The organism is Amycolatopsis echigonensis, assembly GCF_014174495.1.
Classification (GTDB): Bacteria; Actinomycetota; Actinomycetes; order Mycobacteriales; family Pseudonocardiaceae; genus Amycolatopsis; species Amycolatopsis echigonensis.
Window position 1 is genome coordinate 15,535 of the sequence record NZ_JACJHR010000041.1, and the last position, 14,220, is coordinate 29,754.

Consider the following 14,220-nt stretch of genomic DNA (forward strand, 5'->3'; position numbering starts at 1 on the left):
TTCCCGAGAGGCCCCGGGTCAGTCGGGAGGCCGAGGGGAATGGACCCCCGCGATCGCGCGGACGCTTTGCTCGCACGCGCACGATCCCGCGGCGCCTTCGTGGTGACGCCGGACAACATGACGTCGCCCATGGATGCCTCCAGCACCCAGCAGATCTCCGCGTCGGTGGTCTCCGGGCTGGACCCCGACACGACGACGCAACTGCCCGCGTCGCTGATCGAAGAGAACGACCATCCGCTGGCGAGCGGCACGCGAACCCAGCCGTCGCCGCATCCGCTGGCCCAGCCGACGCCGACGCGGCCGCTCGAGGTCCCCGGTCCGCAGAACACTGCGTCGCAGGACACCGCTCCGCAGCCGACGGTGCCGAACCCGGCAGGCCCGCAGCAGACGACGCCGCTGGTCCCGCGCCCGCAGGCGAAACCGGTGGCGAGCCCGCTGAAGGATCCGGCCGAGGAGGAAATGACCGGCCTGGTCCCGACGATCAAGCAGACCAGCGGACGGTCCAACCTGTCCCGGCGGCTCGACGGGCTGTGATCTCCCGCGTTCAGGCGCGAGAGATCTTTACGACCGCAAAGTGGTGCGGCGGCTGAGCATCCGGACGATCCGCGGGGCACGCCGGTTGCCCGGATGTCCTCCGCGGACCTCGCTCAGCCCTTGCGCGTCTCCAGCTTCACCCGCAGCGCTAGCCCGAGCTTCACCGCCGCCAGCACCGGCTTCCAGAGCAGCCCCTGGTGCCGGTCGGCGAGGTAGCGGTAGGCGCTCGCGTGGTGGGCGCGCAGCATCTTCGCCGACGCGCGCGCCGTCGAGTGGCCGCCGATGTGCATCACGCTCGCCGACGGCGCGTAGACGTTCTGCCAGCCCGCCTTGGCGAGCCGGTCGCCGAGGTCGACGTCCTCGAAGTACATGAAGTAGCGCGTGTCGAAGCCGCCGACGGAATCGAACGCCTCGCGCCGGAAGAGCTGGCAGGAGCCGGACAACCAGCCGGAAGTGCGTTCGGTGGGCGCGGCGTTTTCCTGGCGGTATTCGCGGGTCCACGGGTTGCTCGGCCAGATCTTGCCGAACACGGCGTGTCCGATCCCGCGTCCGAACGACGGCAGCAGCCGCGCGGACGGGTAGACGGTCCCGTCGAGGTCGTGGATCAGCGGACCGAACGCGGCCCCGCGCGGCCAGCGCTCGGCGACCTCGAGCAGCGCGTCGAGCGAGCCGGGCTCCCATTCGAGGTCCGGGTTGACCACGACGACCCAGCCGTAGCTGTCGTCGAGCGCCGCGACGCCGCGGTTGGCGGCCGTTCCGTAGCCGACGTTCTCGCCGATGCTGACGAGCGTCACGTTCTCGCGTTCGGCGGCCTTCTCCGGCGCGCCGTCGGTGGACGCGTTGTCGGCGACGACGACGTGCACGTCGCGATCAGTCGCCTTGTCGAGCGTGTCGAGGAACTTCTCGAGCGTTTCGCCCGGGAAGTAGGTCACGGTCACGACGCCGACGCGGTCACCATACGTGCGCTGCTCAGTCACCGCGCCATTGTCCACCGCTCACGGACGGCTACGTCGGCCCACCAGGCCGGTCACCCGCAGTAATCACGCCTTCAGCTCCGCCAGTCGTCGATCAGCAGACCCGGGTCGAGAGGCCGGTCACGAGCATGATGCGCCTCGACCCCGGCCACCACGCTGGTCATCACGGCGACCGTCCACCAGGTCAAGCCCGGCCGGTGCATCCGGTGGTCCGGTCCGGCGATCGGCCAGGGCCTGCGGATCGACCGGGGAACGCACGTCTGGACCGTCGCCCCGGCGCGCGGCGGAGTCGTCGTCCGCGCCGACCTGAAGACGGTCGCCGAAGCTCGCTGCGACCACTGAACCCGAACCCGCGAAGGAAGCCTGCGCAATTCCCAGCCGCGCGCTGCGCTGGTGGTCGGGCGGACTGACCGCGGTCTATCTCGGAGTGCTCGCGCTTTGGGCGTTAAGTCCGGAAAGAGCGCCGACTTTGACTAAATCCGTGAATCCGGCGGTCACCGCATTCTTTGTCGCGAGCGGAGTCGCGGTCACTATCGCCCACCACGTCCGCGCAAGGCCCAAGGCCAGTTAACGGAAAACTGGTAGCCTCAAAACCACCAGCGTAAAGAGGGGGCCGATGAAAACCGTCGCCATCGAGGAGCACTGGACCACCCCCGGCATCGACCGGATGCTGCGCACCGAATCCGGCGATCCGAGCATCGCCCACAACGACCGGGGCGATCTCCCCGAGCGGCTGCTCGACATCGGCGACCAGCGCGTCGCCTGGATGGACGAGGCGGGCATCGACGTCCAGATCCTCTCGATCGCGCCGCCGGGAACGCACGGATGCCCGGCCCCGCAAGGCATCGAGCTGAGCCGCGAAGCAAACGACCTCGTCAGCGAGGCCGTCGCGAAACATCCCGATCGCTTCCGAGCCATGACGACGCTGCCGATGTCCGATCCGGACGCGGCGCTCGCCGAACTGCAGCGCACCGCGAAGGACCCGGCGCACGTCGGGATCATGTCGTACGGGCGCAGCGGCGATCGCCCCCTCGACGATCCGGCGTACGACGAACTGCTCGGCGCGGCGGCCGCGCTCGGGCGGCCGGTGTTCGTCCACCCGCAGATCCCCGTGGAGTCAGTTCGCCAGGCCTCCTACAGCGGATTCGGCCCGGAGCTCGACCTCGGCCTGGCCACGTACGGCCTCGGCTGGCACTACGAGGCCGGGCTCGCCGTCATCCGGCTGATCCTGCGCGGAACGTTCGACCGCCACCCGGAACTGCAGGTCGTCCTCGGTCACTGGGGCGAAGTTGTTCTCTTCGCACTGGACCGCATCGACAGTCTGTCGTACACGGCCACGCATCTCGAGCGTCGCGTCTCCGAGTATTTCCGCACCAATATCCACCTGGCGACCAGCGGAATGCTCGTCCCCCGAATGCTGCGCAACGCTCTCGAATACACGACCGCCGACCGAATCCTGCTTTCCGGCGATTACCCGTTCCATCGAGTCCAGGGCACGGCTATCGCGGAATTCCTCGAGCAATTGCCCGACGAGGAAGACCGGGAAAAGATCGCGCACGCGAACGCGGAAGCCCTTTACCGCCTGCGTTAACGATTGCGCAAATGCTGGTGCCAGGCTTTTCCGTAAGCCTCGCGGTGCCGATCCGCCGTGGTCGCCCACGAGAATTCCTTGGCGCGCCGCTGCGCCGCGGAAGCGAGCACTGAGCGACGCGACGGATCGGCCAGCAATTCCGTCAACGCCGCGGCGACATCGCCCGCACCGACGCCGCAGTACGCCACCGCGTCGCCGCCGACCTCCGGCAGCGAAAGGCGGCGCGTGGTCAGTACCGCGGCACCGCAGGCCATCGCTTCGAGAACTGGCAGCCCGAAGCCTTCGCCGAGGCTCGGATACGCCACAAGTTCCGCGCCGCCAAGGAATCCGGCGAGCGTGCCGAACGGCAGATACCCCGCGCGGATCACGCGAAGCCGGTGCGGCACCGCGTCCAGCGCGCGCTCGACCTGAGTGTCCCAACCAGGCTGACCGGCGAGCACGAGCGCCGGGGCGTCCCGCTGCCCGGCGACCGCGCGCGCGTAACCGCGGATCAGCGCGGGCACGTTTTTCCGCGGTTCGAGAGCCCCGAGGAAGGCGATGTACGGCGTCGAGCGGAGCCCGACCGCCTTCCGCGCCGCCGCGATCTCCTCCGGGGACGGCGGATGGAATCGTTCGCTGTCGACGCCGTGGTGGATGATCTCCAACTCCGCCCGCCGCACCGGGCTCACCCGCGCCAGCTCTACCGCTGTCGCGTGACTGGGAACTACGCAGAGTGTCGCCCTGCGCAGCGCGGTGGTGGTCCAGGCGCGGAAGAACCGGGCCTTGACCGACGAGTGCAGGACCGCGTCGGTGAAGAACGTCGCGTCGTGCAGCGTGACCACCGACGCGGCCCCGCTGCCGAGCGGCATCGTGTAGTGCGGCGAGTGCACGACGTCGGCGGCGAGCCGGCGCACGAGCCGGGGCAGGGTGGCTTGTTCCCAGGTCAGCCGCGCGGTGCGCGTCGAGGTCGCGGGCGACGCGGCGACGATCCGGGACCCGGGCGCGAGCTGGTCGTACAACGGCAGGTCGCGCGGCTGGCAGACCACCGTCAGCCGGGCCCCGTCCTGGTCGAGCGCGCCGACGAGCGAGTCCACGTAACGGCCGACCCCGCCCCGATCCGCGGGCACCGCGGTCGCGTCGATCAGCACACGGGGATCACCGGTCACGAGTGCAGCGTACGGCGATCACCCACCGCACAGGTCAGGAACCGGCAAACTGCCGCCGACTCCGGGCGCCGCCACCCTCGCCCACCTGCGCTCACCCGTCTGGGTTCACCCGACCGTGTCATATCGATCGCGGCCGACCTCGCCCGCGACCTAGCCCGCCGACCTGTCGCAACGCTCACCCGACGACCCGACCACGAGCGCCGTCAGCTCGATCCCACTGCCCAGCCCACCCGGTGCCTCGACCACCAGCCTGGCCACCGAGCCCCCGGATACCGATCCGGCCGCGAGCCCGCCGTCAGCTCCACCGCCGCTGGTCAGCCCGCCCGGTCACCGACCCGCCGTCCCCTCAACCGCGAGCCTGGCCACCGAGACCCTGCCACCACTACGGCCGCGAGCCGACCCTCAGCTCGACCGCCGATGCGCCGCCCACACCGCCTCAGCCGCGGCGCGCCAGGTGAACGTCCGCGCCCGCTCGCGCCCCAGCTTCGACAGCTCCGCCGCCTTGTCCGGCGACAGCAGTACCTCTTTCAGCGCCCGGGCCAGCGCGTCCGCGTCGCCTCGCGGCACCACCAGCCCCGCCCCGCCGGAGACCTCCACCAGCGCCGGGACGTCCGTGTGCACCACCGGCACCCCGATCGCCATCGCTTCCAGCAGCGGCAGCCCGAAGCCCTCGGCGAGGCTCGGCATCGCCAGCACGTTCGCGCCGCGCATCGCGGTCGCCAGCTGCGCGTCGGTCACCTTCCCCAGGACGCGCACCGATTTCAGGCCGCGGTCGGCCGCCAGCCGGACCGGGTCGATCCCGCCCCAGCCGGGCTGGCCAGCGAGGACCAGGCCGACGTCGCCGACCTCGTCCGTGCCGTCGAGCTGCGCCACCGCGTCGACCAGCACATCCATGCCCTTGCGCGGTTCGATCGTGCCGACCGCCAGCACGTACCGCGACGGCAGGTCGAGCTTCGCCGACCCCTCCGGCACGGTCACCCCGTGCGGCACGACGCGCACCGGAACGTGCAGGTCCAGCAGCACCGCGAGCTCGTCGGCGACCGCGCGGGTCGGCACGATCAGCCCGGACGATCGCCGCGCGGCCCGCGCGATCATCGACCGGTGCCAGCTGACGCCGCGTGCGGTCAAGGTCTCCGGATGCGTCCACGGCACCGTGTCATGCACCGTGACGGTCAGGGTTCGCCCAGCCGGGGCACGGGGCGGCGCGAACGGGGTCGGCGCGTGCACTGCGTCACCGCCCGGCCACCAGCGCAGGCCCAGCTGCCACAGCGCGACCAGCGCCCTCGGCGGCAGCGGCAGCACGCGTGGCCCCTCGACCCCCTCGATCCTGGCCGCGGAGACGTCCGCGTGCCGCGCGACCACGCTGGACACGGTCCAGCCGGGCGGCGCGGTGCGGGCGAGCGCGGGCAGCAGTTCGGCGGTGTACCGGCCGGTGCCACCCGGAACGGGGGCGAGCAGCTGCTCGGCGATCACGACCAGTTCGGGCACGCCGCTATTCTCTCCCAGGTGACCAGCGCGGAGTCCGGCACCACCGTCGTCGTGGTGACCTGGCGTGGGGCAGACCACGTCGCCGCGTGCCTCGACGCGCTCGCCGCCCAGGACCGTCCACATCGGACACTCGTGGTGGACAACGCCTCAACCGACGGCACCGCAACGATTCTCGCCGCGCATCCCAGCCGTCCGGAGGTCCTCCGGCTGCGCCGCAACACCGGATACGCCGGTGCGATGGCTCACGCGCTGGACCGGATCGATACCGCGCGTGTCGCCTGGCTCAACGACGACGCCGTCCCCGAACCGGACTGGCTCGCCAACCTCGAAGACACCCTCGACAGCCAGCCGCTCGCCGCCGCTGTCACGTCCCGGCTCGAACTGCCTGACGGCACTACCCAGTCCACCGGCGTCCGGCTCACCGGCGACGGCCACGGCGCCGACCTCACCGAACCCAGCGACGAGGTGTTCGGCTTCTGCGGCGGGGCCGTCCTGCTGCGCACCAACGCCGTGCGCGCGGTCGGTGGGGTCCCGGCGAGCTTCTTCTGTTACTACGAGGACACCGACACCGCGTGGCGGCTGCGGCTGGCTGGCTGGCACGTCGTCGCCGCGCCGAAGGCACGCGTCCAGCACCTGCACGGGGCCAGCACGAACCCCGGTTCACCGCTGTTTCACCGCTGGAACGAACGCAACCGCCTGCTCATGCTGCTGCGCTGCGCGCCCGCGAAAGTCGCCCTCCGCGAGCTTGCCCGCTTCGCCGCGATCACCGCTTTGCTTCCGCTGCGCCGGCACCGTCCGGACGCGGCGAACTTCGACCCGGCGCTGCGGGCGCGGGTACTGGCGGAGATCATTCTCCGGCTGCCCCGCACGCTGCGCGAACGCGGTCGCGTAAGCCGGATCTCGGCGCTGGGCCGAGGCGCGATCTGGGATGCCTGGGCTGGCCTTTAAGCTGGGCGGAAATTCGACGGAGGAGCTCGTCTTGGCAGTGGGGGACCCGCAACCGCTCGTCTCGGTGATCGTGGTGAATTACCGCGGCGCCGACGACACCATCACCTGCCTGCGGGCGCTGCGAACTGATCTGGACTACGCGAATGTCGAGCTGATCTGCGTCGACAACGCTTCCGGCGGCGACGACGCGGCCCGCATCCGCGCCGCGGTGCCGGACGTCCAGCTCATCGAGTCGCCGGTCAACACCGGGTTCGCCGGCGGCTGCAACCTCGGCGCGCGGCACGCGAACGGCACCGTCCTCGGCTTCCTCAACAACGACGCCCGCCCCGCTCCGGCATGGGTCTCCGCGGCTGTCGCCGAACTGCGCGCGCAGCCGACCGTCGCCGCGGTGGCGAGCAAGGTCCTCGACTGGGACGGCACCGGCACCGACTTCGTGGACGCGGGTCTGACCTGGTTCGGCATGGGCTACAAACGCCACGCGGGCAGCCCGCTCGCGGAGGTGCCGGAGGCCGAGCACGACGTCGCCAAGGACGTTCTCTTCGGCACCGGCTCGGCGCTGTTCGTGCGCGCGTCGGTGTTCGCCGAACTCGGCGGCTTCGACGAGCGCTTCTTCATGTTCTACGAGGACGTCGACCTCGGCTGGCGGCTCAACCTGCGCGGCTGGCGCGTCCGCTACGTGCCGGAATCGCTCACCTACCACCGCCACCACGGCACGATGGCCGCCGTCGACGCGCCGGACACCGGCCGCGAGACGTTCCTGCTGGAACGCAACGCGCTGGCCGCGCTGTACAAAAACCTCTCGGACGAATCCCTGGCCCGCGCACTCCCCGCGGCGCTCGCGCTGGCCGTCCGCCGGGCGACCGCGCGCGGCGGCATCGATCCGGATCAGCTGGATTTGGAAAAGGGCGTCGGCCCGGTCGACACCTCGGACGTTTCGGTCCCGCGCACCACGCTCGCCGGGGTGCTCGCGGTGGACCGATTCGTCGAGATGATGCCTTCGCTGGCCGAGTCCCGCGCAGTCGAGCAAGCCGCGCGCGTGCGGACCGATGCTGACTTGCTTCCCTTGCTGCGCAAGGCACTTGAGCCCGCTTATCCGCTGCCGGATTACCTGCGCGCGCACGAAATCCTCGTCGAAGCGTTCGGGATCAAGGACGTGTTCGGCCAGCGGCGCAAGATCCTCGTGCTGACCGGCGATTCGATCACTGAGCGGATGGCCGGCCCGGCGATCCGGGCGTGGAACATCGCCTCGACGCTCTCGGCCGAGCACGACGTGCACCTGATGACCACCAACCCGCTGGTCTCGCCTCCGCCCGCGGCCTTCCAGGTCAGCTCGGGCAAACACCGCGACCTCGACGGCCCGATCGAATGGGCGGACGTCGTGATCCTGCAAGGGCACGTGCTGGAGCTGGCGCCGTCGCTGAAGAAGCAGCACGAGCACAAGATCGTGGTCGCCGACGTCTACGACCCGATGCACCTGGAACTGCTGGAGCAGGGCAAGGACGCTCCTGACGACCGGCGCGCGCTCGACCTGGCGGGCGTCACCCGCGTCCTGGACGCCCAGCTCGAACGGGCCGACTTCTTCCTCTGCGCCTCGGAACGCCAGCGACACTTCTGGCTGGGCCACCTCGCCGCACTCGGCAGGCTGTCGCCGCGGCTTTACGACGCGGACCCGACCACCCAGTCGCTGCTCGCCGTCGTCCCGTTCGGTCTCTCCCCCCAAGCCCCGACGCGCACCGGCCCCGGTCTGCGTTCCGCTCTGGGCATCGGCGAATCGGACCGGGTCGTCCTGTGGGCAGGCGGTGTCTACAGCTGGTTCGACCCGCTGACCCTGATCCGCGCCTTCGACCTGCTCCGTCAGCGGCGCGACGACGCCCGTCTCGTGTTCCTCGGCATGAAGCACCCGAACCCCGAGGTCGCCGAGATGGACATCGGCGCGCGGACCGTGCGGCTCGCGGATTCACTGGGGCTTACGGACAAGCACGTTTTCTTCAACGAGCAGTGGGTCCCGTATTCGGAGCGGCAGAACTGGCTTCTCGACGCCGACTGCGGGGTCACCACGCATTACGAACACGTCGAGACGACTTTCGCTTTCCGCACTCGCGTTCTGGATTACCTCTGGGCCGGTTTGCCCATTGTCACGACGGACGGTGACGCGTTCGCTGACCTTGTCCGTGCGGAGAATCTCGGCGTCGTAGTCCCCGCCGAAGACGCCGTCGCGTTGGCGGACGCACTGGAAAAGTCGTTGTACGACAGGGAATTCGCCGACGCCTGTGTCGAACGGATCCGGGTGGTCGCGCAGCGGTACGCGTGGCCGGAGGCATTGAAACCGCTGGTGGAGTTCTGCCGCAACCCGCGTCCCGCCGCGGACCGGTTGCCCGGCGGCGCCGACCTCACCGTCAGCGACCCGGTACGCGGCACCGCGATGGTACGGCGCGATCTGGCTCTGGTGCGGGAATATCTCGCCGCTGGCGGCCCCGGCGAACTGGCGAGGCGAGCAGCGGGCCGGGTCACGAAGGTCGCGCGGGAGCGGTTGCGCCGTGGCTGATCGTCCGCTGCGCGTCCTGCTGGACGGCACCCCTCTGCTCGGTTCCCGGACGGGGATTGGCCGGTATACCGCCGCGTTGAGCGAAGAGCTGGCTTCACTGTCCGAAGTGGACCTTCGCGCGGTCGCGTTCACTTTGCGGGGATGGCGAAAGCTGCGGCATGTCCTGCCACATGGCGTGCAAGCTCGAGGCATGCCGGTCTCCGCGAGGCTCCTCCGGGCGACCTGGCTGCACACTCAGCTGCCCCCGGTGGAACTGTTCGCCGGACCAACCGATGTCGTGCACGGCACGAACTTCGTCCTCCCCGGGCGCCTTCGTGCCGCCGGAGTCCTGACCATTCACGATCTGGCCTTCATCGACGCCCCGCAAGAGCTGGCCCACTCCGACCGAACCCTGCCCGAGCTGGTCCGACGCGGTGCACGTCGAGCGAACGTCATCTGCACGCCCACTGAGGCTGTCGCGGATGCTGTCGCGGAGAAGCTGGATGTCGATCGCTCCAAGATCATCGCCACGCCCCTTGGAGTAAACCCCGCTTGGTTCACCGCCCGACCGCCGGACGATGGCGTGCGGGCAAAGCTACGGCTGCCAGAGAAATACCTCCTGTTCGCCGGCGCCGCCGGACCGCGCAAGGGCCTGGACTGGCTAGCCGCCGCCCATGCCGCCGCACCAGACCTGCCGCCGCTGGTTTTCGCTGGCCCCGGACCATTCCCCCGGCTGCCAAGGTCCGGCCAGACCGGCTATCTGTCCGATGTGGACCTTCGCACCGTAGTAGCCGGTGCCGCCGCCCTGGTTCTCCCCTCCAGAGATGAAGGCTTCGGCCTGCCCGTCCTGGAAGCAATGGCCTCGGATGTCCCAGTCGTCTGCACCGACATCCCGGCCCTCCGCGAAGTAGCAGGCGACTGCGCCACCCTAGTCCCCTACGACGACGTAGACGGCCTGGCAGAAGCCCTACGCCAAGCGGTAACGGACCCACACGGCCTAGCGACGTCCACCGCCCGCAGAACCCACGCAGCCAGCTTCACCTGGCACAACACCGCACTGCGCACCCTAGACGCCTACCGCCAAGCGACAGAAGCGTAAAGCGGAAACACACCGCCACCAAACCACCCAAAGCAGCAACCACCCAGCCCCTCCCCGCAACCCCGATCCCCGCCCAGCACGCGGTCTGAGGTGCTTGTCAAGGCATCTTTCCCGCCTTGACAAGCACCTCAGACCGTAGTGACAATCAAAAAATCGGGGTGGGGTCCCCCAATGGCAAAAGCCCGGCGAAGCCGGAAAAGCCCACGGAGAAAGGCACCCCGAAGCCGTCATTGTGCTGACGGTCGGTGGGTGCTTGTCAAGGCTGGAAAGAGTACCTTGACAAGCACCCACCGACCGCAGGGAGGCTTCGTATCGGGGTGCAGGGAGGGGGCTGGGGCTTTCTCCTCTTATGCGTGGATGTATGCGTTTAAGGCCGCGCGCCAATCCCTTAGGGGAGTTAGTCCGGCGTCTCGCCAGGAAGCGTTGGAGAGCAGAGAGTAGGCGGGGCGGGGGGCTGGACGGGGGAATTCTTCGGTCGTGCAGGGCTTTACGCGCGCTGGATCCGCGCCGATCTCTTCAAAGATCGCCTTCGCGAATCCGTACCAGGAGGTCTCTCCACCTCCAGTGCAGTGCAGGATCTTCCCCGCAGGGCCTCGCCCGTCCGCGATGGCCTCGGCCAACTCCCAGAGACCACCGGCCAAATCGGCCGACCAAGTAGGTGCTCCTACCTGATCGTCCACTACCGACAACTGGTCCCGCTCGGACTCCAGCCGCCGGATGGTCTCTACGAAATTGGCCCCGCTCTTTCCATACACCCAGCTGGTCCGCACCACCCAGGCCGACGCCCCGGACCCGAGTACGGCATCCTCCCCTGCCGCCTTGGTTCGCCCGTAAGCATTCTTCGGACCGAGCGCGTCATCCACCTCGTACGGCCGGTCCGCGTCCCCGGGAAAGACATAATCCGTCGAGATATGAATCAGCGGCACCCGCCGCGAAGTACAAGCCGCAGCCAGCACTCGGGGCCCGTCGACATTCACTGCGAACGCCCGGGCTTCGTCCGACTCCGCGGCATCAACCGCCGTATACGCGGCGGCATTGATCACCACCGGCACCGCCTCGGCGGCGCGCGCTCGCTCGGCCAGTTCGCTGACCGCGCTGATCACCTGACCAGCCGCCGTCACGTCCAGCTCCGCCGACGAAGGCGCGAGCACCTCCGTTTCCGGGCCCGCGGTATTCACCAGGTCCCGGCCCAGCTGACCGGAACCGCCGGGCACGAGCACTGCCAGCCGCACCGGCGTACCTCCTACTGCGAAAGGGTTTCAGGACGTGCCGAGCGCGGCGCGGGCCTTCAGCGGCTCCCACCACGCGCGGTGGTCGGCATACCAGCGCACCGTCTCCGCCAGACCGTCCTCGAACGACACCCGCGGAGCGTAACCGAGTTCGCCGCTGATCTTCGCGATGTCGACCGAGTACCGCCGGTCGTGGCCCTTGCGGTCGGCCACCGGTTCGACCATTTCCCAGCCGACGCCGACCGCCGCGAGCAGGCGTTCGGTCAGTTCCCGGTTGGTCAGCTCGGTGCCGCCGCCGATGTTGTAGATCTCGCCGGGACGACCGCCGTCTGCGACCAGCTGGATTCCGTAGCAGTGGTCGTCCACGTGCAGCCAGTCCCGGACGTTCAGGCCGTCGCCGTAGAGCGGGACCTTCTTGCCGTCCAGCAGGTTTGTCACGAAGACCGGGATGACCTTTTCCGGGAACTGGTACGGGCCGTAGTTGTTCGAGCACCGCGTGACGCACACCGGCAGCCCGTGCGTCCGGAAGTACGAGCGGGCGATCAGATCCGACGACGCCTTCGAGGCCGAGTACGGCGAATTCGGCTCCAGCACGTGGTCTTCCGACCACGAACCGTCCTGGATGGACCCGTACACCTCGTCCGTCGAGACGTGCACGAACTTCCCGACCCCCGCCTCCAGCGCGGCCTGCAGCAACGTCTGCGTGCCGAGCACGTTGGTGAGCACGAAGTCCGCCGAACCGAGGATCGAGCGGTCCACATGGGACTCCGCGGCGAAGTGAACGACCAGGTCGATGCCGCGCATCAGATCGGTGACCTGCGCGGTGTCGCAGATGTCGCCGCGCACGAAGCGCAGCCGGGGGCTGTCGGCGACCGGGGCGAGGTTCGCCTCGTTGCCCGCGTAGGTGAGCTTGTCGAGCACCACGACCTCGGCGCCGGCCAGTGTCGGATACGCCCCCGACAGCACCTGCCGCACGTAGTGCGAACCGATGAACCCGGCACCGCCTGTGACCAGGACCCGCATCCTCATCCACCCTTCCGCCCGACCGGGCAATCTCGCCACCAGCCTACGGGTGGCTCACAGATGAGTCGGTAGAGTTCGGCAAAGCGCGAAACGCGCGGTCATCCTGGGGAGGAACTGTGGCCGAATGGCCGGGGACGCCGCTGCCGGCGCACCGCGGTCGCGGCGTGCTCGTCGTGCTGCGGCGAAGCGGCAAGATCCTGCTGTCCGTCGTATCCGTGGTCGTGCTCGCGCTGACGTGGTACGGCTGGCAGTTCATCGGCGACCCGCGGTCCGGTTTCTCCACCACGGCGATCTTCGGTGAGCAGCAGGAGCACGCGAAACCGCTCGACGGCGCGATCGACATCCTCCTGGTCGGCCAGGACAGCCGCACCGACGCGCAGGGCAATCCGCTGCCCCGCGAGGTGCTCGACATGCTGCACGCCGGCGATTCCGACGGCGAAAAGCAGACCGACACGATGATTCTCGTGCACATCCCGCAGAACGGGGAGCACGCGATCGCCATCTCGTTCCCGCGCGACTCCTATGTCGAGATCACCGGCGGCTTCGGCAAGCACAAGCTGAACAGCGCGTACGTCTACGCCTACAACGACACCGCCAAGTCGCTGCAGGCCAAGGGCGACGCCGATCTCAAGGACGTCGACGAGAAAGCCAAGCTCGCCGGTCGCAAGAACCTGGTCGCAACGATCGAGAAGTTCATCGGCAAACCGGGCATGATCGACCGCTACGCCGAGGTGAACCTGGCCAGCTTCTACGAGGTCACGAAGGCCATCGGCGGCGTCCAGGTGTGCCTGAAGAACGCGGTGAAGGAAAAGAAGTCGGGCGTCGATCTTCCCGCCGGGAAGCAGACCATCGAGGGTGTGCAGGCGCTCGCGTTCGTGCGCCAACGTTACGGCCTGCAGAACGGCGACCTCGACCGGATCGCGCGCCAGCAGGCGTTCCTGTCCGGGCTGGCGAGCAAGGTCCTCTCGTCCGAGGTGCTGGCCAATCCGGTGCGGGTCGCGCAGCTCGTCGAGGCGGTGAAGAAGTCCGTGGTGCTGTCCTCGGGCTGGGACCTCTCCGAGTTCGTCGCGCAGATGCGCGGGCTCACCGGCGGAAACGTCGAGTTCCACACCATCCCCACCGAGGGCAACGCGGTCATGGGCGGCGCCGACGTGCTGCGTGTCGACCAGGCGAAGGTCCGCGCCGAGATCGACCGGCTGACCTCCGACGGCAATGCCCCGACCCCCAGCAACGCGCCGTTGCCCGGAGCCGGGCAGACCACCGTCGAGCTGTTCGACGGCTCCGGCTCGGGTGCCGCCGACCAGGTGCGGGGTCTGTTGCAGGACAAGGGTTTCCAGCTCGGCACGAGCACGAAGCTGTCCACCCGCGCGACCACCGTGCTGCGCTACCACCCGTCGGACGAGGCCGCCGCCGATCTGGTCCGGCAAGCCCTCGGCAGCAGCGCACAGGCCGAGCCGGACGCCGACGTCGCCGCCGGACACGTCCGGGTGATCCTCGGCAAGGACGCGCGGGACACCGCCGGAGCACCGGCCACGACGTCCTCCGCTCCTCCTGCGGCCCCGCCGTCGTCGCAGTCGTCGTCGCACTCCGAGCCGCCTCCGTCCGGATCCTCGACCTCACCCACCCCGCTCATCACGGCGGGCGATGTCCCCTGTGTCAACTAGA

General features: G+C 69.3%; 11 protein-coding genes. 6 read left to right on the forward strand and 5 right to left on the reverse strand.

Annotated elements, in window-relative coordinates:
- Positions 1–39: 39 nt before the first annotated feature.
- On the forward strand, positions 40–534 hold the full coding sequence (locus H5411_RS26160) for a hypothetical protein (protein ID WP_183125332.1): 495 nt from the start codon (positions 40–42) through the stop codon (positions 532–534).
- Between the two features lie 113 nt (positions 535–647).
- Here H5411_RS26160 and H5411_RS26165 read toward each other — a convergent pair whose 3' ends face one another.
- Complete coding sequence (locus tag H5411_RS26165) at positions 648–1,511, reverse strand: glycosyltransferase family 2 protein (protein ID WP_183125333.1); 864 nt, start codon at positions 1,509–1,511, stop codon at positions 648–650.
- A gap of 613 nt (positions 1,512–2,124) precedes the next feature.
- Between H5411_RS26165 and H5411_RS26170 the strand changes: the two genes are divergently transcribed.
- On the forward strand, positions 2,125–3,099 hold the full coding sequence (locus H5411_RS26170; RefSeq protein ID WP_183125334.1) for an amidohydrolase family protein: 975 nt from the start codon (positions 2,125–2,127) through the stop codon (positions 3,097–3,099).
- On the opposite strand, the gene H5411_RS26175 is transcribed toward H5411_RS26170, so the two are convergent.
- A complete protein-coding gene (locus tag H5411_RS26175) occupies positions 3,096–4,226 on the reverse strand; it encodes a glycosyltransferase family 4 protein (RefSeq protein ID WP_183125366.1) in 1,131 nt (376 codons plus the stop codon). The two genes, H5411_RS26170 and H5411_RS26175, sit on opposite strands and share 4 nt — an antisense overlap.
- Before the next feature lie 420 nt (positions 4,227–4,646).
- Positions 4,647–5,732, reverse strand: coding sequence for a glycosyltransferase family 4 protein (locus H5411_RS26180; RefSeq protein ID WP_101435798.1), 1,086 nt, complete (start codon positions 5,730–5,732; stop codon positions 4,647–4,649).
- 18 nt (positions 5,733–5,750) lie between these two features.
- On the opposite strand from H5411_RS26180, the gene H5411_RS26185 reads away from it, so the two are divergent.
- The 3 genes from H5411_RS26185 to H5411_RS26195 are packed head-to-tail and all read left to right on the forward strand — an operon-like array spanning position 5,751 to position 10,303.
- A complete protein-coding gene (locus H5411_RS26185) occupies positions 5,751–6,680 on the forward strand; it encodes a glycosyltransferase family 2 protein (protein ID WP_183125335.1) in 930 nt (309 codons plus the stop codon).
- A 31-nt stretch (positions 6,681–6,711) separates the two neighbouring features.
- Positions 6,712–9,225: a glycosyltransferase gene (locus H5411_RS26190; RefSeq protein ID WP_101435800.1), complete on the forward strand. Its 2,514-nt coding sequence runs from the start codon at positions 6,712–6,714 to the stop codon at positions 9,223–9,225.
- A complete protein-coding gene (locus tag H5411_RS26195) occupies positions 9,218–10,303 on the forward strand; it encodes a glycosyltransferase family 4 protein (RefSeq protein ID WP_101435801.1) in 1,086 nt (361 codons plus the stop codon). Before H5411_RS26190 ends, H5411_RS26195 begins: the two co-directional genes overlap by 8 nt.
- A gap of 347 nt (positions 10,304–10,650) precedes the next feature.
- On the opposite strand, the gene rfbD is transcribed toward H5411_RS26195, so the two are convergent.
- Together rfbD and rfbB are read right to left on the reverse strand one after the other, a co-directional pair.
- Positions 10,651–11,535, reverse strand: coding sequence for a dTDP-4-dehydrorhamnose reductase (rfbD, locus tag H5411_RS26200; protein WP_101435802.1), 885 nt, complete (start codon positions 11,533–11,535; stop codon positions 10,651–10,653).
- A 27-nt stretch (positions 11,536–11,562) separates the two neighbouring features.
- Positions 11,563–12,555 carry a dTDP-glucose 4,6-dehydratase gene (gene rfbB, locus H5411_RS26205; RefSeq protein WP_101435803.1) on the reverse strand — a complete coding sequence of 331 codons (993 nt, stop codon included), beginning with the start codon at positions 12,553–12,555 and terminating at the stop codon, positions 11,563–11,565.
- A gap of 116 nt (positions 12,556–12,671) precedes the next feature.
- Here rfbB and H5411_RS26210 point away from each other — a divergent pair, with 116 nt between their 5' ends.
- Positions 12,672–14,219, forward strand: coding sequence for an LCP family protein (locus H5411_RS26210; protein ID WP_183125336.1), 1,548 nt, complete (start codon positions 12,672–12,674; stop codon positions 14,217–14,219).
- The last annotated feature ends 1 nt before the right edge of the window (position 14,220 follow it).